Here is a 22,474-nt window from a genome sequence, read left to right as displayed (position 1 = left end):
TCAAGCAACATCAACAAAACAAGCATGAAAATAAAAATTCTAGGCACCCTGGCGCTATTGTTCGCTGGGGGGCTTTCGCTACAGGCGCAGCAGACCCTTGTCGATATCAAGGGAAAAGAACTGTTCGGTGACCTCAAGGCCCGACACATTGGGCCCGCCCTAATGAGCGGTCGTATCAACGACATGGAGGCACACCCGACCAACAAACGCATCATCTATGCCGGAACGGCAGGCGGCGGCGTTTGGAAATCGAACGATGCAGGCACTACTTTCAACCCCATTTTTGATGAATATTGCCAATCTATCGGGGCAGTTGAACTAGACCCCAACGATCCAGACAATACCATTTATGTGGGCACGGGCGAAACATGGACCCGAAACAGTGTATCGGTCGGTGATGGACTTTATAAGTCTGTGGATGGTGGTTCTAACTGGAAAAAAATAGGTTTTGAAAATTCAGAACGTATTGCCAACATCATCGTCAACCCAAAGAATTCGAAAGAAATTTATGTAGGTGTGCTAGGGGCCCTTTGGGGTGACAGCGAAGAGCGTGGGGTTTTCAAAACCACCGATGGTGGTGAAACTTGGCAAAAGCTGTTGTATGTAAATCCTAAAACGGGCTGTGCCGACTTGGCCATGGATCCCGAAAACCCAAATGTGCTCTATGCGTCGATGTGGGAGTTTCGGCGTACCGGATGGTCTTTTGAATCAGGCGGTGCCAACAGTGCCCTTTACAAGACCACTGATGGCGGAAAAACTTGGAACAAGATACACAATGGGTTTCCAGAAGGCCAGTTGGGGCGTTTGGCCATAGCCGTGGCACCTTCCAATCCAAATGTACTCTATACCGTGATCGAGGCCGAAAAAGATGAACGGAAAGGACTTTACCGCAGTGATGATGCCGGGCAGTCATGGAAACAGCTGAACAACGATTTTGGCATTACCGTGCGCCCCTTTTATTTTTCAAGGATCGTCGTAGATCCCAAAAATGAGGATGTCGTTGTAAAAGGTGGACTCAGCGGGTCTATCTCGCGTGATGGCGGAAAGACCTTCAAGAACCTTGGCAATATGCACTCAGATATTCATGACATGGTCTTCAGCATCAATGACTCGGATATCATGTACGTGGGAACCGATGGCGGTGTATACCGTAGCTGGGATGGGGGCACCACTATGGAAATAGTGCCCAACCTGCCCTTATCACAGTTTTACCATATCAGTGTTGACGATGCCGAGCCTTACAATGTTTACGGAGGGTTACAAGACAACGGCTCGTGGTACGGGCCTTCTTCCTCACCCGGTGGGGTCGAGGCAAGGGATTGGAACTCGGTTGGCCAAGGCGATGGATTCCGGGTATTGAAACATCCCACCAAAAACATCATTTATTCTGAAATGCAGGGGGCCGAGAATGTTTGGCGCATTGATGTGGACAACAATTTGATCAAGACCATACAACCATTGCCCACCTCAGACGACCAAAAGCTTCGCTTTAACTGGAATGCCCCTATGGCAGTCAGCATGCACCAACCCGACCGTTTCTATATGGGAAGCCAGTATTTGCACAAATCTGAGGATATGGGCGATACATGGCAGATTATCTCGCCCGATCTGACCACCAACGACCCGGCAAAGCAAAACCAAGAAGACTCCGGCGGACTGTCAAAAGACAATTCAGGGGCCGAAAACCATACGACCATCTTTACCATAGCCGAATCGCCCTTTGATGAGAACATCATTTGGGTCGGTACCGACGATGGCAACGTACAGGTTACACAAGATGGTGGAAAAACATGGGCCAACACGGTTGAAAACATACCCGGCTTACCCAAAAACACCTGGTGCTACCACATCGAGGCCAGCTCATTCGACAAGGGAACCGCCTATGCCGTGTTTGATGGGCATACACAGAACGACCAGACCCCCTATGCCTATAAGACGACAGATTTCGGTAAGACGTGGACGAACATCATTTCCGATGATGTGGTAGGCTTTGTCAGGAATATCCAAGAAGATTACGTGAACCCTGATCTGTTGTTTTTGGGCACTGAGTTCGGACTTTATATTACCTTGGATGGTGGCCAAAGCTGGAAAAAGTTTACCAACAACATGCCCCCGGTGGCTGTACATTTTATTGATCTGCAAAAGAGAACCAACGATTTGGTAATGGGCACCCATGGTAGGGGTGTCATTATCATCGACGATATTTCACCCCTGCGCGAAATCAATGAAGAAGTACTGAACAAGAATGTACACTTCTTTAAAACATCGCCAACCGTAATCGATGAAACCAGTTCCTTTTCAGGAAATTTCGGCACCGAGACCGAATTTGTAGGGCCTAATCGTTCAAAAAATGTCAGGTTGACCTATTTCTTGAAGAAAAGGCACACTTTTGGCAAAATGGCCATGGAAATAAAGAACGACCAAGGTGAAACGGTTGCCACGCTGACACCGGGTAAATCGAAGGGCATCAATATTGTCGAGTGGAACTACCGCCTCAAGCAACCAAAGATTGCCACGGGAAAAACGTTCAGTTTTGGTGGATTCACCACTCCTTCCGCACCTGCCGGCATGTACACGGCTGTAATGACGAAGGGCAAGGAAACCTATGAACATCCCTTCACGTTGGTCTATGATGAGGACACCGGTCTAACAGACCAAGAAAGGGAGCTAAAGAACAGTACCACTATGCGCCTGTACGACATGACCCAAGAATTGGCCTATCTGGTCTACGAATTGGATGCCCTGTTGGCCAACGCAGAAGAAAACAATGATTCAAAAACAGCGGAAAAACTAAACTCGCTCAAAGAAACATTGGTCATCACCACCGGCGATAATTATGTAGGTTCGGCCGAGCCCCAATTGCGTGAAAAGATGGCCAACCTATACAGCAAAGTAGCGGCAAGTTATGATGCCCCGACGGCAGATGACCTTCAGAACCTGAAGGTGATCTCGGAGCGATTCGAAAAGGCCAAGCATGATTTTTCAAAGTTAAAAACGAAGTATTTGAAAAAGCAAACCCTTGAATTAAAGACCTTTGAAGAATTTTTAGACAGTAAATAGAAGGCTGGAACCCAACTATCAAAAGGCCACCTTTTACAGGTGGCCTTTTTGTTTATAACCCCGTTGAAAAATAATCGGGTAGCACAAAATCGAAAAAACTTGATTCAGTACTTTTAATAAAACCTTTCATCATGGATTCACGATCCAAAAGCCTCTTGGCCGTTCGGCCAGGGATAAAAACCTCAAGGTGCTACGAAAACATGGGTGATGAAGAGCGTTTTCAAAACGAAACGCTACGGCCCGTTATCAAGTTTCAGAACCCTCTTCTTGTTGAGATGTTCAAGAACTATGTCAACAAGCACAAGGGTGCCTTCTACGAGCTGTCAAATGAAAAGCAGCTGCATTTTATTGAAAATGCCATTCAAAAAGACATCAAGTTCAGAAATGCGCTGAAAGGAATGGTCATTGGGCAATTTACCGTTGAAGAATACCTTGGGTATATCAAAAATTCCTCAGCCTTGAACAAACGTATGATGAACATGGTCATCGAACGTTTAAAAGACCAAGTACAGCTTTTGCAGCAAGAAGTGCTAGTTGAGCAATGATTCACCGTTCAGGTTGGTGGTCAAGATATCGCTCATAAGGTCAAAGTATGGCCTAATGGCGCGGTAAGAGGCATCCACTTCATCTAAAAAGGTAAGCGACAACACCTCGCTGTCGGTAAAGTTTCTGACAAAGATGAACTGTTTCTTGCGTATGAGATCAATGTTCTGATGTTCTTTATCAAAGCCTTTGGGAGCTGTTTTCACTTCATCGCCCTCAAGATTGCCCCATATTCTTTTGAGGGAATCTGCATTGATGACCTGGCGAAAGGGTTCGGCATCTGTTTCAAACTCTTTGCGTATTCTAAAAAGGTCTTCTTTGTTGGGCTGCCAAAAACCCACGGCAGCAAAGCTTTCCCCAGGTTTCAGCCGTAAATAGTACCCACCCCGCAAATGGGCCCCCAGTCGTGAAAAAGAACCGGCAAAGTGTGCCTTGTAAGGGGTCTTGTCAGCCGAAAACCGGACATCACGATAAATCCGGAACATTTTCAGCTTCTCGATATCATCGTGCTGGTTTAGGCGCTCCATGAGCGTTTGGTAAAATTCCTTGACCGCTTTCTCGTGTTTCTTAAAAGTGGATTTGTGCCCGACAAACCATTCACGGTTGTTATTCTTGGCCAATTCTTTCAAAAAATCGAAGCACTCTTTTGTAATCGTTGTATTCTCCACAGTAAATTTTGAATGTGTTATTTTTTAGCTAAAGTTAGCCCTTTTCCCTAGAAACTCTGGGCAATATGGCTACTTTTAAAAAAACGTTTCAGATGATGGACAAGCAATCAATCATTTTAGAATTGAAGAAACACAAAAAACAACCCTATTTAGACTATAGGTTAAAAAGAAAGACCGAATTGTTTACCGATAAACTCTTCTATACCCTTTTTGACATCAAGACCCCGGTCGAAGAAAATTTGCCCATACTCGAGTCGATGTTCGACGAACTGGTCACATTGGCCTGTTGGGAGGTTGAGAAGCCATGCAGCAAAATTTGGGAGCGCTATGTGCAACAACTCCCTGAAACCCTTGAAAAATTGAACATGGATGCCGAGGCCATCGTAAGCGGTGACCCTGCCTCTTTGTCCATAGAAGAGGTCTATATGGCCTATCCGGGTTTCTACGCCATTGCCATCTACCGCTTGGCCCACATACTCTACCAAGAAGGGTTTCCACTGGTACCACGCTTAATGACCGAGTATGCGCACCGTCAGACCGGCGTTGACATCAATCCCGGGGCACAGATAGGCAAGTCTTTCTTTATCGACCATGCCACGGGGGTGGTCATTGGCGAGACTGCCATCATCAAAGACAATGTAAAGATTTACCAAGGGGTAACCTTGGGTGCACTGTATGTTTCCAAGAGTCTTAAAAAGACCAAAAGACACCCGACCATAGAATCGAATGTGACCATTTATGCAAATGCCACCATTTTGGGCGGCGATACGGTCATCGGCGAGAACTCGATCATCGGTGGCAATGCTTGGTTGACATCGTCGGTACCGCCCAATTCCACTGTTTTCCACACTCCTGAAATCAAGATTAAAACCGCATCCGATGCCTAAATCAGTACTTGACCTTATCGGCAACACACCCTTGGTTGCGTCGAAGGTGCTGAACACCAACAAAAATGTTACGCTATATTTCAAGTTGGAAGGACAAAATCCCGGTGGTAGCGTCAAAGACCGGCCTGCCTACAATATGATCAAGCAGGGGCTCGAACGTGGCGATTTTGACAAAAAAACCAAACTGATCGAGGCCACCAGCGGCAATACCGGTATTGCACTCGCTATGGTTGCGCGCCTCTACGGATTGAACATTGAATTGGTGATGCCCGAAAATTCGACAAAAGAACGGGTACAGACCATGCAGGCCTATGGCGCCACGGTTACCTTGACCCCTGCGGACGTGGGCATCGAGGGGGCACGTGACCATGCAGAGGAAAAAGTAAAATCCCAAGGGTACCAAATGCTCGACCAATTTGGCAATGCTGATAACTGGCAGGCTCACTACCATACCACAGGACCTGAGATTTGGAAGGATACCCAAGGTACGGTCACCCACTTCGTGTCAAGCATGGGCACAACGGGCACCATTACCGGTACATCCACATTTTTAAAGGAAAAGAACCCCAAAGTGCAAATCGTGGGGGTGCAGCCCAACGAAGGTTCGAGAATTCCGGGCATTAGAAAATGGTCGCCCGAATACATACCCAGTATTTTCGATGCGACCAAGGTTGACCAAATACAATATGTCAGTGAAGAAGAGGCCATTGAAACGACCCGAAGACTGGCACGGGAAGAAGGTATTTTTGCAGGTATGAGCAGCGGTGGTGCCGCAACCATTGCGCTTCGGTTGGCAGCACAGATCAATAGTGGCGTAATCGTGTCGATTGTCTGCGACCGTGGCGATCGCTACCTATCATCAGCGCTTTTCGGCCAATAAAACAGCATCGATGCCCCTGTGATAATCAGAAAATGCAATCAGGTTGTTGTGGTCGCCCCCCTCAATCTTAAAAAAAGTCTTTTCTTCGGATGGAACGGCGTTGAACAGCTTTTTGCCCGATGCGAAGGGCACCACCCCATCATCGGTGCCATGAAAAATATAGACGGGGCTTTTCAAACTTTGCACATATTGATACGACGGAAACTCGTATCGCAACAAGGAACCGACCGGTAAGTAGGGAAATTTTTCTTTGGCCACTTCCACCAGACTATAAAAAGGAGTTTCCAAAATCAGCTTTTTCGGACGGTTTCGAGAAGCGAGATAGGTGGCCAATCCGGTACCCAATGACCGTCCGTACAGAACAATATCGCTTTCTTGGTAATGCCCCAGGGCATATTCATAAAAAAGTTCCGCATCTTGGTAAAGGGCTTCCTCGCTAAGCTTTCCGGTGCTTTTTCCATAGGTGCGATAGTCCATTACCAGCACATCGTACCCCTTATCAACAAAATAAGAGGCGATTTCACCCCAACGCGACAAATCTCCCGCATTGCCGTGAAAATAAAGAATCAACCCTTTGGATACATCGGCATTGAAATGCAATGCGTTCAATCGGGCACCGTCATCGGCAGTAAGAAAAATTTCCTCAAAATCTTCATCGAATACATATTGAAAATCTTTCGGAAGCTTCGTCGGTAAAAAAATGAGTCTTTCTTGGAACAACGTCAACATGGCCAACGAAAGTACAAAAAAGGCCAAAAGCCACCCTACAAACTTCCTAAGCCTTGACATCCATTTGTTTTGATGAGGTCCCTACATCAATGCTCGACCCTTTTAGGTCTACCTTTTTGGGGTGCGAAGTTATGATTTCGCCCAGCATTTTATGGTACGATTCAAAGGTGTTCAAATCTTTATGGCCACCACCTATGACGGTATGCAACGTTGTCTGCCGGGGCTTGATCTTTGAAAGCTTTACACTGGTCTTATAAGGAATAAGCCTATCATCAGTGCCGTGTATGATGTGTATGGGGCAGTTAACATATTTTAACCATTTGTAGGTAGGCATGGGAAACTTGATCAGCAGTGATAACGGCATAAAGGGAATGAACTTTTTGGCAACCTTGCTGAGGCTGTAGTAGGGCGCGTCGAGTATGAGCATGCGCGGATTGTTCATTGAAGCTAACTTTGCCGCAAAGCCCGATCCCAGCGAACGACCGTACAAAATGATATACCTTTCAGGCACCTTTTCCTTGATTTTGTTGTAGACCACCTGCATATCACGTTTAATGGCCTTTTGGGTGCGGCGGCCCGTGCTTTTGCCGAAACCCCTGTAATCGACCATGATCACATCGTAACCGTGGCGCGTAAAATCAACAGCAAACTTGCCCCAACCCTTGATACTCTTTGAATTGCCCTTTAAATAAAAAACGACCCCCTTGGGGTTTTGGGCCTTGAACCGAAGCCCATTGATAACCGCCCCATCTCGGGTCTCGATATTATATTCTTCGGTTTCTTGGTTTTCATAATAAAACTGGAATTCTTTAGGCAATTTTTCGGGCTTGAACAAAAAATAATCTTGCAGTATGTACAGCAACAGACTGAGCAAAATGTATATCGCCAATACCAACAATACAATATAGGCCCAGTTTGGCATTTCAGTGCTTTTTCACAAAATACAAATAAAAAATTTTGAAACCGACCATTCCAAAGGCCATCGTCCACCACAATCATTATTTGGGCTATTTGGCCCTCAGGATCAAAGACTAAAATTTTATATTTCACCCCACCCGATACCGCCCAAAAGCGATAACGACTTCCCCAAGGGGGAGGTAAAATCATAAACCCCAGACATGCCGTCAGGGAATAATTTTTCACTATGTCGGCCAAAGAAAAAAGGGAGCCCTAAGGCTCCCTCATCATCATCAAAAAATGAACTATCGCTACATAGTTTCTTTTTGGTACTCAAACGACTCAATAAAGAACTCGATCTTCTTTCCGTCTTCAGTGGTAAAGACGTAAGACTTTTTAGGATTGTTCAAGTCGTTCTTTGAAATGGCCCTGTCCTCTAAAATGGTAATATTGCTTCCATCTTCAACGGCAACCAGCAGGCTATCTTCATCAGAGACAAGCGTAAAATCTTTGTCATCTTCAGTGATATAGCTGAATTTTACCACTTCATCATAGGCGTCGTCTGCATCTCGGTCTATCTTGACCGTTTTTACCACCGCTTTGGGCGGATATATCCTACTCTGGTTCACTTGGTCTTTTTCTGTTTCATCCAGCATAACTGGATGATAGCGTGTGGTGTGAATCTTTACCGAGTTCTCCACCACTTGGTCATTCATTGTTACTTTATAGGTTTTCTCGGTGGTCTCCTCAGATATTTTGCTCTGTTTGGCTTCTTGGGCAATGGCCCCCGTAGCAAATAACAGTGCGGTTGATAATAGAAGTGTTCTATAATATTTCATGTTTTTCTGTTTTTAGGTTAATCAATCGTTTTAATCAGTACTTATGCACTTACAGGTTCGTTCAACTTCTCTGACTTGGTCTTGTTCCAAGCGTCGAGCATCCAACTGCTTTTTTCGAGTTCCCTGATGTAGGCCCCGATCAAATCAATGGTACCCTCATCTTTAATGGTCTCGGCCTTTTCAATGACCTTTGACATTTGTGAAATCAGTGTTCGGTGGGCCTTCAGTATTTCGGTCACCATTTCTGAATCTTCCAGTACCGAAGTGCATTCATCAATGTTCGACATTTTCAGGTACTCGCTGTAATTGCTCACCGGATGATAGCGCAATGTGAGTATACGCTCAGCAATTTCATCGATTTTCACACGGGCATCGGTATACAACTCCTCAAATTTTTCGTGCAAATCGAAGAAATTCTTGCCCAAAATGTTCCAGTGGAAGTTTCTTAGTTTTTGATAGTACATATGGTAGTCTGCCAGCAACGTATTCAATTCTATGATTACCGGCAATACCTTTTCTTCATCCATATTTAGATAGTTCATTTCCAATAGATTTTTAGGTTAATAAAAAATGTTAATGTTGGAAAAGAATCACCTGCTTACAACGATGGGCGTTGTGTGGAAAAACTCAGGCATTTTTACTTACTTAAAATTGTAAAACCAACACTATCAATATATTGGATATACCCAATTTGTCAAGTGATTTAACAGCCTTTAACAGTAATTTGCAACTATTAACTTAATGAGTGTTAAAGCCAGCCCTTCTTTTTGAAGAAAATTAACATCCCAACGAAGAGGGCCACCATGACCGCCCAGACCATATAGTAGCCGTAATGCCATTCGAGTTCTGGCATATATTTAAAATTCATTCCGTAGATACCTGCAATAAAGGTAAGCGGAATGAATATTGAGGCCATTATGGTCAATACTTTCATGACCTCATTCATTTTATTGCTCATATTGCTCATGTACATTTCCATGAGGCTCATGGTCATTTCACGATAGATCTGTATCGTTTCATTGATTTCGGTTGAATGGTCTTGCACATCGCGCAAAAACAGTTTGGTGTCTTTGGTGATCAACGGGTGCTCGGTTTCGATGAGCCTGCTGACCAACTCTTTTACGGGCGAAACCCAACGTCTGACCTTGAGCACTTGTTTCTTAAGTTCTTGAATTTTGTTGGCCTCTTGCTTGGTGGGGTTCTCATAGACCTCATCTTCAAGCAGTTCGATCTGTTCGTTCAAGTGCTCCAATACCACAAAATAATGGTCCACTATGGCATCGATAAGGGCAAAGAAAAGATAATCTGCCCCCCTGCTGCGTATGCGACCAGACTTGGTTCGTATCCGCTCCCGAACCCCGTTAAAAACGTCGTCTTCCAATTCTTGAAAAACAAGCACACAATTTTTCATCAGCACCAATGCCACATGCTCAGTAACCAACTGATTGTCCTCGTCCAAGTAGAGCATTTTAAAGACCCCAAAAATATAATGCTCGTATTCATCTATTTTCGGGCGTTGTTGGGTGTTTACGGTATCTTCCATCACTAACGGATTTAGCCCAAAGCGCTTGCCCACTTTTTCGATAAAGGTTTCATCGCTCAGCCCGACCACATCTATCCAAGAGACCAAAGGCGGTTCTCTATGGGCGACTATTTGGTCTAAATTGCCGGGTTTATGGTGTTCAAAGGTGGTTTCGTTATAATCGAGGATATTGACCACGCTCTTGGCTCCTTCACGTTGACCCAAGTAGGTAATGGTGCCCGGGGCCTTGCCCATTTTTTTTTGGGCTCTTTGAATTTTCTTTGTTTTGGATTTCGGTGTTTTCTTCTTCATTCTAAAACGTGGTCTAACAATTCTCCTTTTTTCTTTTTAACAAGAATTCATGTGACAAGATCGGCAAAAATTTGTCATATTACTTCCATCAATCAAAAAAAGGGCACGTGGGAAAGCAAAGTGTTGTTGCCGAAACAAAAAGAATAGAAATCATAGATGCCCTGCGAGGCTTCTCTTTGGTGGGCATCGTTTTTGCACATATGCTCGAAAACTTTGTGGGTGGCCCCATTCCCCCTGAAACGGTCGAGGGCATGACACCGGGCATTATTGATCAAATGGCGAGCGGTTTGGTCGATTTCCTGTTTCGAGGAAAATTCTTTGCACTCTTTTCATTCTTGTTCGGGCTCAGTTTCTTTATCCAGATGGACAATGCCCATCAAAAGGGAAATCGTTTTGAAATGCGGTTTTTATGGAGGTTGGTGCTGCTTTTGGCCATCGGTTATGTACACAGTCTGTTCTATCGGGGTGATATTTTAACCATATATGCTGTCTGCGGTATATTTTTGATTCCCTTCTACAGGGTCAAATCAAAATGGGTCATGGCGGTTCTTGCCCTGTTTTTTTTAGGGCTGGGGCGGTTTATCGTATTTACTGCCACCAAGGGCGATCCACTTTTTGTCGATAATCCCTTAATGCCCGATAGCGCTGCAGCGCGACATTATTTCGATTTACTCAAGAACGGTACCCTTCTAGATGTTTTTCAGGCCAACGCCGTGGACGGACACTTGACCAAAATGGAATTTCAATTCGGTCTTTTTTCCAGAGGTTATTTGACTTTTGGCTTTTTTCTGATGGGGCTGTTGGTGGGTAGGTCTGGACTTTTCAAACACTACCAAGAACGGAGCAGTATCATCAAAAAATCATGGATTATTGGAACCATCATGTTCGCGGTTTCTTTGGTTGGACTTATCACAGTGTTCGCCAATCTGGGCCCTGACGTTGCATTTGATAATTGGCTGGCCATGATCGGGCTTACTTTTTACGACTTAATGAACATTGGCATGACAGTCATCATAATAGCCGTATTCATTATTCTCTATAAAAATAGTAAGTCCAAAAATTTCTAGAGCGCTTTATACCTTACGGTAGAATGGCCCTTACCAATTATGTGGCACAAAGCGTTATCGGCACGGCCATCTTCTATGGTTGGGGATTGGGCTATTTGACCAACATTCGAAGCAGCTTGGTGTTTCTTCTGGCGATACTGCTTGTTGCCGTGCAGGTCTGGCTGAGCAACTGGTGGCTCAACCGATTCTATTATGGCCCCCTTGAATGGCTATGGCGCAGTGCCACCTTTTTTAAATGGTACCCCATGAAAAGGAAGTGACAACACACATTCTGTTTTTGACAACAAAATTATTGTTGAAGCTAAAATCGGTAAAATATGTTTTGGGCACAGCCGTTAAAGCTAAGAACCCGAAACCTTTTATGGAGAAAATGCCCACTTTCTTGAAGACCTACTGGAAACCGTTGATTATCACTTCGGTAATATGCTTGCTATTGACCTTAGTGTTCAACTTTTATGGCCTATACACCAATAGGTTCTATTTTTTTAAGCTCGATGCCTATCTATTCGCCGTTATTTCACTGGCCCATTTTGTTTACTTCTATGTGATTTGGTTTAAAATTAAAGAGGGTGAATATCCTGATGTGGTAATGCGCAACCTTGAATATGTACTGTACGCGCTTACGCTTTTGTACCTATACAAAGTTGTGGAAACATTTTTGACGTTAACGAATTTGGGTGATTATAGCGAACACCTGATTTCCCCTTACTTTTTGCCTTTGGGAACATTTCTTTTGGTGGTACACCTATTGTTGTTGTCCACGACCATCTGCCTTTTCTTTGTCAGGAGATGGAAAATAGGAAGCTACCGCATCGACTATCTAAATGAGGATATCGATTCTTGGAACCGATAAGAAAATCTATAGATCCTTGATATAGCTGCTGTATAGGTCTTTGAGCTGATACCCTCTTTCAAAGCGGTGCTTGCTGAGTTTTTTATGGACCACAAGCCCCCATAGCAACAGTTCCTTTAAAAAATAACTGTCTTTCTTGTCCACATCGGGTTGGTATTCTCTCACCAATGCGGTCAATGGGGGTATGCCATCCAGCTTTGAACGATACTCCTCATCGGTGTTTTCGTCCAACAGCTCAAAAGAGCCTTCCTCAAAAAACCAGCTGATCAATTCATCATAAGGTGATTCGGCGTCTTTTCGTTCCAACTTGTCAATAGTTGGAAAGTATTGCGGAAACAGCGATTTTACCGCCTCATCGATCAAGGTTTCTGCCACAAAGGCCGCCCCCTCTTGCTCGCCCTCATAGACCAACTCTATTTTTCCTGTTATGGACGGGATTATCCCCATAAAATCACTGAGACGCAGTGAGGTTTTTTCCTCCCCGGTCAACAGCGCCCTTCGTTCGGCAGTGCTCAACAAATTTTCATAACCCGTGATGCTCATGCGCGCACTGACCCCACTTTTGACATCAACATATTCACTTTTTCGGGCCTCGAAACCAATCTGCTCCAACAGTTCAAAGGCCAATTCGGGCATGTAGATCCTTTTGTTTTGGTCTTCGCCCAAACGTGCCTCTTGTTTGGTGATTTTCTTTGCGACTTCCAGCGATTCTGGATAATGGGTCAATATCTGAGACCCGATACGGTCTTTCAATGGGGTCACGATACTACCCCTATTGGTGTAATCCTCCGGATTGGCGGTAAAGATGAACTGCATATCAAGCGGAAGCCTTAGCTTAAAGCCCCTTATCTGTATATCGCCCTCTTGCAAGATATTGAACAACGATACCTGTATGCGCGCCTGCAGGTCGGGCAGCTCGTTTATGACAAAAATACAGCGGTTCGCACGGGGAATCATTCCGAAGTGAATCACACGATCATCGGCATACGACAATTTAAGGTTGGCAGCCTTTATGGGATCCACGTCACCGATCAAATCGGCCACGGTCACATCTGGGGTAGCCAGCTTTTCGTAAAAACGCTCGTTTCGGTGCATCCAAGCGATGGGTGTATCATCCCCTTTTTCTTCCAGTAGGCTTTTTGCATATCGAGATATCGGGTTCAAGGGATCGTCATGTATCTCAGAGCCCTGGATCTCGGGTATGTACTCATCGAGCAAACCGACCATTTGGCGTGCCAAACGTGTCTTGGCCTGGCCCCTTAGACCCAGTAGATTGATGTTGTGCCGCGATAGAATCGCACGCTCAAGTTCTGGAATGACCGAGTTTTCATATCCCCAAACACCCTCGAATGTATTTTCACCGTTCTTTAATTTCTCAATGAGGTTATCGCGTAGCTCATCCTTTATACTCTTGCTCTGATATCCTGCTTTTTTGAGCTGGCCCAGTGTTTTGATGTTTTCTGTTTTCATAATCTGTAATTTGTCATTTCGAAGGAGTATGCGACTGAAAAATCTCGATTTCTCGTTTTGATTTCGACTGCGCTCAATCTGACAGCTCGAAATGACATTGTAGTTATTTTATCCTTTTTTTTCTGTTGTTCTCGTAATCTTCAAAAATCATCTCGCCCAATCCTTTGAGACCAGTGTAAAAGGCCTTCCCTTTGTTTGCCTGGGTAAACTCGCGCACAAACTGCATCAAATACGGGTCTTGTGCAATCATAAAGGTGGTAATGGGAATATGTAGCTTACGGGCCTGTTGGGCCATGGCGTAGCATTTTTCGACAATATAGTCATCGAGCCCCACACTGTTCTTGTAATAATCACCATTGGGAAGCCTCAAACAACTGGGCTTGCCATCGGTTATCATAAAAATCTGCTTGTTGGTGTTTCGCTTGCGCCGTAACATATCCATCGCCAATTGCAAACCGGCCACGGTATTGGTATGGTAGGGCCCCACCTTCAGATAGGGAAGATCCTTAATGGGTATGGGCCACGCATCGTTGCCAAAGACCAAGATATCCAAGGTATCTTTTGGGTACCATGTGGTAATCAGCTCGGCCAGGGCCATTGCCACTTTTTTGGCGGGAGTTATACGGTCTTCACCGTACAATATCATGCTATGGCTGATATCAATCATCAGTACAGTGCTCATCTGGGCCTTATGGTGGGTATCTTCTACTACAAGATCGTTTTCATTGAGCATAAAGGCATCGACCCCATGGTTCACTTGGGCATTTTTGAGGCTTTCGGTCATCGAAATATTCTCTAGGGCATCGCCATAGCGATACTCCCTAAAATCACCGGTATGCTCATCGCCCCTGCCCGACTTGCCCGTTCTATGGTTACCCGATCCGCTTCGTTTCAATTTTCCGAAAATTTGGTCCAAGGCACGCTGTCGCAGGGCGCGTTCCAATTTGGCGGTAATGGAAAAATTGCTGCGGCCACCGCCTTGCTCGCCATCCTCGCCGTCGCCTATCTGGCCACCACCGTCTTCAAACACTTCGCGAATATATCCTTTGCGCTTCAGGTCTTCAATAAAATCATCGATGGTATAGTCCTCATCGGTAAGGCCATATTCCTTGTCCAGCTCCCTCAGCCAGTCTATGGCCTCATCAAAATCTCCCGAGGTATGGGTAATGAGCTCTTGAAAAATCTCAAAAAGCCTTTCGAATGGAGTCTGGTCTGGCGCTTCATAAGAAGTGAAGCGAAAACCTTTTTTCAAATTCATAGCCATCATATAAAAATAAGACATATTCGCTTGTAGATTTTTCTTTTTAAGAAAACTTAACGGTTTCGTTTAAGTTTGTGCCATGGACTTGGACCTATTAAAAGGATTTTACAGTACTCCACCGCTATGGGAGCATCAACAGTTCAATCTTCGACAATTTGTGCTTCCAAAGGTGGAAATAGACTCGCTGCCGCCACTGAAACTCTATGAAAATCTGAGGCTAGGCCACCAAATGGAGTATGTGTTCAAAACCCTGATACAGGCCTCAACACAACACGAACTGTTGTTCTCGAATATTCTGATAGAAGAAGGAAAACAACGTTTGGGGGAGCTTGATTTTTTACTACGGGAAATGTCAACCAAACAAGTTGTGCATGTTGAACTGGCCTATAAGTTCTATATAATCGACCCTGATATCTCAGAACCCATCTATCGGTTGATGGGGCCCAACAAACGGGATATGTTCCATACCAAGCTCGACAAATTGAAATCGAAACAGTTTCCGCTGTTGTACCATCCTTCACTTAAAAGCCATTGGAAAGCTCTTCAAATCGAGCCAACGGCTATCAACCAAGCTGCCTGTTTCAAGGCACAACTTTTCAAACCCTACAGGAAGGAAAATGTACATATTAGACCCTTGAACACAGCGTGCCTGTCAGGGGAATGGATTCGCTTTGATGATTTCAACCAAGTGGCGTTTGCGAAGTGGCAGTTTTACATCCCCAAAAAACAACAATGGGTTATTAAACCCCAAGAAAATGTGGGTTGGATGAACCATTTCGACACTTTGATGGAAACCAATGTTCGCATGCTCAAAGAAAATGCACCAATGCTATGGGCCAAGCGGCCCGATGGAGCCATTGAAAAATGGTTCGTTGTTTGGTGGTAAGCTTTTTCAGTGTCTAGATTGTAGCACTTTTACAACATCATTCAATCCGAAGCCTTTTGCTTTCAATAAAATCAACAGGTGAAACAACAGATCGGCACTCTCGTTCAAAAACAGTTCATCGTTTGTGTCCTTCGCCTCAATTACCGTCTCGACAGCTTCTTCGCCTACTTTTTGGGCAATTTTGTTGATGCCTTTATCAAAAAGTGAGACCACATACGATTGGTCATTCCGACGGGAGGAGGAATCTCTTTCAGACTCCAACCGTCGTTCTTCTATAATCCCCTCCAATTGTGATAAAAACCCAAAGGTTTGTTCGTTCGATTCGCCCCAGCAGGTATCGGTGCCCTTATGACAAGTAGGGCCTTCGGGTCGTGCCAAAACCAATAATGTATCGGCATCACAATCCATTTTAATGTCAACCAAGTTCAGGTAATTGCCGCTCTCCTCCCCTTTTGTCCATAAACGTTGTTTGCTTCGGCTAAAGAAGGTCACTTTTTGGGTCTCTTTGGTCGTTTTAAGCGCTTCTTCGTTCATATAGCCCAACATCAAAACGTTTTTGGTGTTGGCATCTTGAATTATTGCTGGCACAAGACCATCTGGATTTTTACTAAAATCTATTTTCATGTTTGAAATCTTTTGTCACTTTGGGCCAAGTCGAAAGGTTAAGATTTCTCGACTGCGCTCGAAATGACAGTTTTATATTCTAACGGGAATTCCCCTTTGTTTCAATTCTTTTTTCAAGTCTTTTATGGCGATTTCCTTAAAGTGGAATACACTGGCGGCCAATGCTGCATCGGCCTTTCCATCTATAAAAGTATCGGCAAAATGTTTCATGTTTCCCGCACCACCCGATGCGATGATGGGTATGTTCACCAAATCGGACAACTTGGCCAGGGCCTCATTCGCAAAACCGTTTTTGGTGCCATCGTGGTTCATCGAGGTAAACAATATCTCGCCCGCGCCACGTTTTTCGACTTCTTTCGCCCACTCGAACAAATCGAGATCAGTGGGTACCTTGCCACCCACCAAATGCACTTTCCATTCTCCGCCTATCTGTTTGGCATCTATGGCAACCACAATACATTGCGAGCCAAACTTCGCCACCAGTTCATTGATCAAATCAGGGTTCTTCACGGCCGAGGAGTTGATGGAAACCTTATCGGCCCCATTCTTCAAGAGCATTCCCACATCATCAACCGATGATATACCACCACCGACCGTAAAAGGAATATCGACCTTTTCCGCTACATGATAGACCAGTTCGGCCAGCGTTCGCCGCTTTTCCTCTGTTGCCGAAATATCTAAAAACACCAGTTCATCGGCCCCTTGTTCGGCATAAAATTGGCCGAGCTCCACGGGGTCGCCCGCATCGCGCAAATTCACAAAGTTCACCCCTTTGACCGTTCGGCCATCCTTGATATCCAAGCACGGTATGATTCTTTTTGCCAACATATTAAACAAAATCTTCCAATTGCTTTAAAGTAATATTTCCTTCATAAATGGCCTTTCCTATTATCACTCCTTCGCATCCTATTCCCTTGAGCTTTGGCAGCTCATCAATGTTTGAGATACCGCCACTTGCAATAAGGTGAATTCCAATCTCCTCAAAATCCTCTACGCCACTGGGGCCGATCTCAGTTCGGTGTGTTTTGGTCGCCGCAATAATTTCGGCATACAAATCAAACGATGGGCCCTGCAACATGCCATCTTTTGAGATATCCGTGCAAATCACATAGTTGATTCCCTTTTCTTGGTAGGATTTAATGAAGGGTATCAGTTTTTCATTGGAATCTTCTTGCCAGCCAGATACGGCTACTTTTCCATCCTTGGCATCGGCCCCCAGAATGATCTTGTCAGGACCGTATGTTTCAAGCCAGTGCAAAAAAGTGTCTTTATCTTTAACGGCAATGCTGCCGCCCGTTATCTGTTGTGCACCACACTCAAAGGCAATCTTCACATCTTCATCGCTTTTGAGTCCGCCCCCAAAGTCCACTTTCAAACTGGTTCTTGAGACAATCTCTTCCAAAACTCTGTAGTTGACAATATGCTTCGATTTTGCGCCATCCAAATCAACCAAATGCAGGTATTGAATACCATGTGCCTCAAACTGTTTGGCCACTTCCAATGGATGTTCATTGTACACCTTTTTGGTATCGTAGTCGCCCTTGGTCAGGCGTACACACTTACCCTCGATAATATCTATTGCTGGAATTATCCGAAGTCCCCTAGCCCCCAAAGGGGGAACTCCATACCCGGCTGATTCTGATTGATTTTTTTTTAATGTCATGTTTTATGGGTTCCCTCAACATTCAAGTTCAGGTGACGAAATTTTTACATTCTCAAAAAATTATCTAAAATTCTGGCCCCTACCTTGCTGCTCTTCTCGGGATGAAATTGCACTCCATAGAAATTGTCCTTTGCCAGTGCCGCACTATAATCGAGTCCGTAGTTTGCAACTGCAATTGTTTCGTTACAGATCGGCGCATAATAACTGTGGACCAAATAGATATAATCATTTTCTGAAACACCGTGAAACAAATCCGTTTTCAAATTTTTGATTTCGTTCCAACCTATCTGCGGCACTTTTAAGCCCCCTTTGAGGGGTTGGGGGCTCTTAAATTTGACCACTTCTGTATCAAAAATACCCAGTCCTTTGGTATCGCCCTCTTCGGAGGAGTTGCACATCAACTGCATGCCCAAACAAATGCCCAGAACAGGCTGCTTCAAATCGGGAATTATTTTATCGAGACCGCTTTCGCATAACTTCTGCATGGCACTGCTCGCCTCACCTACCCCAGGAAAAATGACTTTATCTGCCTTCATGATTTCTTCCTTGTCATGGGTCAGTACGGCATCGACACCCAGTCGCTGAAATGCAAATTGGATGCTTTGAATGTTCCCTGCACCGTAATCTATTATTACTAATTTCATATGCCCGGTTTGTTCTCCTTTGTCATTTCGAAGGAACTTGTGACTGAGAAATCTAGATTTCTCATGTACATTTCGACTGTGCTCAATGTGACATTCGAAATGACATCGATTACAATTTTCCCTTTGTACTTGGCAACACCATTTTTTCAGGGTCTTGCTTCACGGCCATTTTGATTGCTTTTGCGAATGCTTTAAAAATGGCTTCTATCTTGTGGTGCTCATTGGTACCCTCGGCCTTGATGTTCAGATTGGCCTTGGCACTGTCGGTAAAGGATTTGAAAAAGTGAAAAAACATTTCGGTTGGCATATCGCCTATCTTTTCCCTTTTGAACTCGGCTTCCCACTCCAACCAATTACGGCCTCCAAAATCAATGGCCACTTGGGCAAGGCAATCATCCATCGGCAAGGTAAAGCCGTACCGCTCTATCCCCAATTTATTGCCAAGGGCCTTGGCCATGGCCTCACCAAGCGCTATGGCCGTGTCTTCAATGGTATGGTGCTCGTCAACTTCCAAATCGCCCAGTGTTTTTATTTTTAAATCCATTTGACCATGACGGGCCAATTGGTCAAGCATATGGTCAAAAAAGGCAAGACCCGTATCGATATGGCTTTTGCCTGTGCCGTTAAGGTCGATCTCTATTTGTACATCGGTCTCGTTGGTTTTTCTATGGACAGAGGCCGTACGCTTGCCTCTTTTCAAAAACTCATAAATCGCTTGCCAATCGTTGGTTTCAAGGGCAATAAATTCTTGCAACTCTTTTTCATCGACGCTGAGTTCGGCGAGTCCCAAATCGGTTTTGTTTTGGATAAAGATTCCTTTTGCCCCCAAGTTCTTGGCCAACTCGACATCGGTCATTCGATCCCCTATCACAAAAGAATTTTTAAGATCATAATCTTCGGAAAAATATTTCTTCAGTAAGCCTGTACCCGGTTTTCGAGTGTCAGCCCCTTCAGCGGGAAATGTTCTGTCGATACAGATTTCATTGAACACAATCTCTTCATTTTCAAAGGATTTTATGATAAAATGCTGTACGGGCCAAAAGGTCTCCTCTGGGAAAGCATCTGTGCCCAATCCGTCTTGGTTGGTGACCATTACCAATTCAAAATCGAGTTCTTTGGCAATCTTTCCCAAGTACGTGAACACTTTGGGATAGAACTCCAATTTCTCAAAGGCATCTATCTGCTCATCGGCCGGTTCTATGATCAGGGTTCCATCCCTGTCAATAAACAGTACTTTCTTAGCCATGGTCCAATTCTTTTAAAGTATTTATCAATGTTTTGTTCTCTTCGGCAGTACCGATGGTGAACCGTAACGTATTTTCACAAAGGGGCTGCTTGCTTCGATTTCTGGTCACAATCCCTTTTTGCAATAGTTCGTTGTATCTTTTTTCTGCATCATCGACCCTAGCCAATAAAAAATTTGCATCGGAGGGAAACACCACTCTCACGAAATTGATTTCGAGTAGTGCCTCTCGCACCAGTTCTCGTTGGTCAAGTATCTCCTTCACCTGTTTTTTGACCTGCTCTTGGTTCAAAAGCCCTTCTTTTGCCCGCTGCTGTGTCAGTTCGTTGACATTGTACGGTGGCTTGATTTTTTTTAGAACATCGATTGTTTCTTTGGAAGCATAACAGGTTCCCATTCGGATGCCTGCCATTCCATAGGCTTTTGACAACGTTTGTGTAACAACGAGATTGGGATATTCTCTTAAATGGGAAATCCAACTTTCATTCTCTGAAAAATCGATATAGGCCTCATCGATGACGACCAAACCGTTGAATTTCTGTAGAATTTTTGCTACCCTCCCTACTTCAAAACTGTTGGCCGTGGGATTATTCGGCGAGCAGATAAAAATCAGTTTTGTTTCATCATCCACTGCATTTAAAATATTTTCAACATCTGGTTGAAAATTGTCGGTCAACAATACTTCTTCGACCTTGATTTCATTGATGTCGGCCAGCACTTTGTACATGCCATACGTAGGAGGCGTGGTGATGACATTGTCTTTTTTCGGCTCACAAAAGGCCCTGAACAACAAGTCCAGCACCTCGTCGCTACCGTTCCCAATCAATATTTGGGACTCCCGCACCCCTTTTAGCTCTGCTAAAATATGTTTTACGCTACGCTGGTGCGGATCGGGGTAGCGGTTCACTCCATTGTCAAACGGATTCTCATTGGCATCCAAGAATACCATTACTGAACCATCAGAAAGATACTCGTCCCTTGCGGAGGAGTATGGTTTTAAACGTTTTACGTTTTCCCTGACTAGGTTTTGCACGTTGAAATCTCCCCTCACCCTAACCCTCTCCCCAAGGAGAGGGAACTTATCTGTACCTTTATCTGCCATTATCTAGTTCTTTTAACCGTAACGTTACCGCATTTTTGTGCGCCTGCAACTGTTCTGCTTCGGCCATGATTTCTATGGATGGCCCCAATTGCTTTATACCGGCTTCCGAGATTTTTTGAAAAGTGACGCTTTTCATAAAACTGTCAAGGTTCACCCCGCTGTACTGCTTGGCATAACCATTGGTGGGCAGGGTGTGGTTGGTGCCTGAGGCGTAATCGCCCGCACTTTCGGGCGTATAGTTTCCTATGAAGACCGAACCGGCATTGGAAACATTTTCCACAAAGAAAGCTTCGTTGGCCGTACAAATAATCAAATGCTCGGGTCCATATTCATTCACCAATTCCAGTGCCTTTTGCGCATCCTCCATAAAAATGAGCCTACTGTTTGCCATGGCCTTTTTTGCGATTTCCTTTCGTGGCAGTTGTGCCATTTGCAATCTGATTTCCCCATCGACCTTATCAATAAACTGTTTTGAACGCGAAACCAAGATTACCTGGCTATCAGGGCCGTGCTCTGCCTGACTCAACAAATCGGAGGCCACAAAACTGGCTTTGGCGGTATCGTCGGCCACTACCAATAGTTCGCTAGGGCCTGCGGGCATATCAATGGCCGTACCGAAACGCATTGAAACCTGCTTGGCAACCGTGACGTACTGGTTGCCAGGACCAAAAATCTTATACACTTTCGGAATGGTTTCCGTACCCAATGCCATGGCCGCCACCGCTTGTACGCCCCCTACCTTGAAAACCTTTTCAATACCACAAAGCTGAGCGGTATACAAAATGGCGGGGTGGACATTTCCTTCCTTATTGGGGGGCGTACAAAGTACAATGTCTTTGCAGCCCGCTATTTTGGCGGGAACGGCCAGCATCAAAATGGTAGAGAACAAGGGGGCCGTACCTCCTGGAATGTACAATCCCACTTTTTCTATGGGACGTTTTTCTTGCCAGCACAAAACACCGGGCATTGTCTCAACCTCGACCCTTTGGGTCTTTTGTTCCCTGTGAAATTTTTCGATATTGCCCTTGGCCACTTCAACGGCCTGTTTCAAATCATCAGAAACCTGGGTCTCGGCAACCTTTATTTCGGCTTCTGATACCCCGAAATCTTGCAAATCGATGCCGTCAAACTGCCTGCCAAACTTTCTGACTGCGGTATCGCCACTATTTTTGACCTCCCCAAAAATATCGAGGGCCAACCCCTCAATCTCCTCGTACGAGGCGGTAGGCCTCTTTAACAGTTCTGGCCATTCAGCTCTGTGTGGATTGTTATATTTTTTCATTTTCCCCTCACCCTAACCCTCTCCCCAAGGAGAGGGAATTTT

General features: G+C 44.8%; 23 protein-coding genes. 8 read left to right on the top strand and 15 right to left on the bottom strand.

The window, feature by feature from the left end; translation table 11 throughout:
- The first annotated feature begins 24 nt into the window (after positions 1 to 24).
- Complete coding sequence (locus tag VC82_RS13740; RefSeq protein WP_045802878.1) at positions 25 to 3,060, top strand: WD40/YVTN/BNR-like repeat-containing protein; 3,036 nt, start codon at positions 25 to 27, stop codon at positions 3,058 to 3,060.
- Between the two features lie 131 nt (positions 3,061 to 3,191).
- Positions 3,192 to 3,605 carry a hypothetical protein gene (locus VC82_RS13735; protein ID WP_045802877.1) on the top strand — a complete coding sequence of 138 codons (414 nt, stop codon included), beginning with the start codon at positions 3,192 to 3,194 and terminating at the stop codon, positions 3,603 to 3,605.
- On the opposite strand, the gene VC82_RS13730 is transcribed toward VC82_RS13735, so the two are convergent.
- Entirely contained in the window at positions 3,591 to 4,271 is a 681-nt protein-coding gene (locus VC82_RS13730; protein ID WP_045802876.1) for a DUF2461 domain-containing protein, read from the bottom strand. The genes VC82_RS13735 and VC82_RS13730 overlap by 15 nt on opposite strands.
- 95 nt (positions 4,272 to 4,366) lie before the next feature.
- Between VC82_RS13730 and epsC the strand changes: the two genes are divergently transcribed.
- Both epsC and cysM read left to right on the top strand, forming a co-directional pair.
- Positions 4,367 to 5,158 (top strand): serine O-acetyltransferase EpsC, encoded by a 792-nt coding sequence (gene epsC, locus VC82_RS13725; protein ID WP_045803465.1) that lies wholly within the window; start codon positions 4,367 to 4,369, stop codon positions 5,156 to 5,158.
- On the top strand, positions 5,151 to 6,038 hold the full coding sequence (gene cysM, locus VC82_RS13720) for a cysteine synthase CysM (RefSeq protein WP_045802875.1): 888 nt from the start codon (positions 5,151 to 5,153) through the stop codon (positions 6,036 to 6,038). The genes epsC and cysM overlap by 8 nt, the downstream gene beginning before the upstream one ends.
- Here the strand turns inward: cysM and VC82_RS13715 are convergent.
- From VC82_RS13715 to corA, 5 genes are all read right to left on the bottom strand, one after another.
- The gene (locus tag VC82_RS13715) at positions 6,018 to 6,827 is read right to left on the bottom strand and encodes an alpha/beta hydrolase (protein ID WP_045802874.1); all 810 of its coding nucleotides are present in this window, start codon (positions 6,825 to 6,827) and stop codon (positions 6,018 to 6,020) included. The genes cysM and VC82_RS13715 overlap by 21 nt on opposite strands.
- Positions 6,814 to 7,689 carry an alpha/beta hydrolase gene (locus VC82_RS13710; protein ID WP_045802873.1) on the bottom strand — a complete coding sequence of 292 codons (876 nt, stop codon included), beginning with the start codon at positions 7,687 to 7,689 and terminating at the stop codon, positions 6,814 to 6,816. The genes VC82_RS13715 and VC82_RS13710 overlap by 14 nt, the downstream gene beginning before the upstream one ends.
- Before the next feature lie 286 nt (positions 7,690 to 7,975).
- A complete protein-coding gene (locus VC82_RS13705; RefSeq protein ID WP_045802872.1) occupies positions 7,976 to 8,503 on the bottom strand; it encodes a hypothetical protein in 528 nt (175 codons plus the stop codon).
- A 41-nt stretch (positions 8,504 to 8,544) separates the two neighbouring features.
- Positions 8,545 to 9,045, bottom strand: a complete 501-nt coding sequence (locus VC82_RS13700; protein ID WP_045802871.1) for a Dps family protein — start codon at positions 9,043 to 9,045, stop codon at positions 8,545 to 8,547.
- 206 nt (positions 9,046 to 9,251) lie between these two features.
- Positions 9,252 to 10,337: a magnesium/cobalt transporter CorA gene (gene corA / locus VC82_RS13695; protein WP_045802870.1), complete on the bottom strand. Its 1,086-nt coding sequence runs from the start codon at positions 10,335 to 10,337 to the stop codon at positions 9,252 to 9,254.
- 107 nt (positions 10,338 to 10,444) lie between these two features.
- On the opposite strand from corA, the gene VC82_RS13690 reads away from it, so the two are divergent.
- From VC82_RS13690 to VC82_RS13685, 3 genes are read left to right on the top strand one after another with little or no spacing between them, the layout of a single operon-like run.
- Positions 10,445 to 11,404, top strand: coding sequence for a DUF418 domain-containing protein (locus tag VC82_RS13690; RefSeq protein ID WP_052699044.1), 960 nt, complete (start codon positions 10,445 to 10,447; stop codon positions 11,402 to 11,404).
- 23 nt (positions 11,405 to 11,427) lie between these two features.
- Positions 11,428 to 11,664, top strand: a complete 237-nt coding sequence (locus VC82_RS15320; RefSeq protein WP_052699042.1) for a DUF418 domain-containing protein — start codon at positions 11,428 to 11,430, stop codon at positions 11,662 to 11,664.
- Between the two features lie 35 nt (positions 11,665 to 11,699).
- Positions 11,700 to 12,257: a hypothetical protein gene (locus VC82_RS13685; RefSeq protein WP_157518118.1), complete on the top strand. Its 558-nt coding sequence runs from the start codon at positions 11,700 to 11,702 to the stop codon at positions 12,255 to 12,257.
- 6 nt (positions 12,258 to 12,263) lie between these two features.
- Here the strand turns inward: VC82_RS13685 and VC82_RS13680 are convergent, their stop codons facing one another.
- Entirely contained in the window at positions 12,264 to 13,727 is a 1,464-nt protein-coding gene (locus tag VC82_RS13680) for an AAA family ATPase (protein WP_045802869.1), read from the bottom strand.
- A 103-nt stretch (positions 13,728 to 13,830) separates the two neighbouring features.
- A complete protein-coding gene (locus tag VC82_RS13675) occupies positions 13,831 to 14,991 on the bottom strand; it encodes a vWA domain-containing protein (protein ID WP_045803463.1) in 1,161 nt (386 codons plus the stop codon).
- A gap of 76 nt (positions 14,992 to 15,067) precedes the next feature.
- Here VC82_RS13675 and VC82_RS13670 point away from each other — a divergent pair, with 76 nt between their 5' ends.
- The gene (locus VC82_RS13670) at positions 15,068 to 15,874 is read left to right on the top strand and encodes a DUF1853 family protein (protein ID WP_045802868.1); all 807 of its coding nucleotides are present in this window, start codon (positions 15,068 to 15,070) and stop codon (positions 15,872 to 15,874) included.
- A gap of 6 nt (positions 15,875 to 15,880) precedes the next feature.
- On the opposite strand, the gene hisIE is transcribed toward VC82_RS13670, so the two are convergent.
- The 7 genes from hisIE to hisD form a co-directional block, all read right to left on the bottom strand.
- Positions 15,881 to 16,498 (bottom strand): bifunctional phosphoribosyl-AMP cyclohydrolase/phosphoribosyl-ATP diphosphatase HisIE, encoded by a 618-nt coding sequence (gene hisIE, locus VC82_RS13665; RefSeq protein ID WP_045802867.1) that lies wholly within the window; start codon positions 16,496 to 16,498, stop codon positions 15,881 to 15,883.
- Positions 16,499 to 16,570: 72 nt separating this feature from the next.
- A complete protein-coding gene (hisF, locus tag VC82_RS13660; RefSeq protein ID WP_045802866.1) occupies positions 16,571 to 17,326 on the bottom strand; it encodes an imidazole glycerol phosphate synthase subunit HisF in 756 nt (251 codons plus the stop codon).
- Position 17,327: 1 nt separating this feature from the next.
- Positions 17,328 to 18,161, bottom strand: coding sequence for a 1-(5-phosphoribosyl)-5-[(5-phosphoribosylamino)methylideneamino]imidazole-4-carboxamide isomerase (locus VC82_RS13655; RefSeq protein ID WP_084598235.1), 834 nt, complete (start codon positions 18,159 to 18,161; stop codon positions 17,328 to 17,330).
- Positions 18,162 to 18,205: 44 nt separating this feature from the next.
- Positions 18,206 to 18,805, bottom strand: coding sequence for an imidazole glycerol phosphate synthase subunit HisH (gene hisH, locus VC82_RS13650; RefSeq protein ID WP_045802865.1), 600 nt, complete (start codon positions 18,803 to 18,805; stop codon positions 18,206 to 18,208).
- 109 nt (positions 18,806 to 18,914) lie between these two features.
- Complete coding sequence (gene hisB, locus VC82_RS13645; protein ID WP_045802864.1) at positions 18,915 to 20,051, bottom strand: bifunctional histidinol-phosphatase/imidazoleglycerol-phosphate dehydratase HisB; 1,137 nt, start codon at positions 20,049 to 20,051, stop codon at positions 18,915 to 18,917.
- Positions 20,044 to 21,150 (bottom strand): histidinol-phosphate transaminase, encoded by a 1,107-nt coding sequence (gene hisC, locus VC82_RS13640; RefSeq protein WP_084598234.1) that lies wholly within the window; start codon positions 21,148 to 21,150, stop codon positions 20,044 to 20,046. Before hisC ends, hisB begins: the two co-directional genes overlap by 8 nt.
- Complete coding sequence (hisD, locus tag VC82_RS13635) at positions 21,140 to 22,432, bottom strand: histidinol dehydrogenase (RefSeq protein WP_045802863.1); 1,293 nt, start codon at positions 22,430 to 22,432, stop codon at positions 21,140 to 21,142. Before hisD ends, hisC begins: the two co-directional genes overlap by 11 nt.
- Between the last annotated feature and the right edge of the window lie 42 nt (positions 22,433 to 22,474).

It is taken from the genome of Flagellimonas lutaonensis, from assembly GCF_000963865.1.
GTDB lineage: Bacteria > Bacteroidota > Bacteroidia > Flavobacteriales > Flavobacteriaceae > Flagellimonas_A > Flagellimonas_A lutaonensis.
This window is presented reverse-complemented; position numbering and strand designations above follow the sequence as displayed.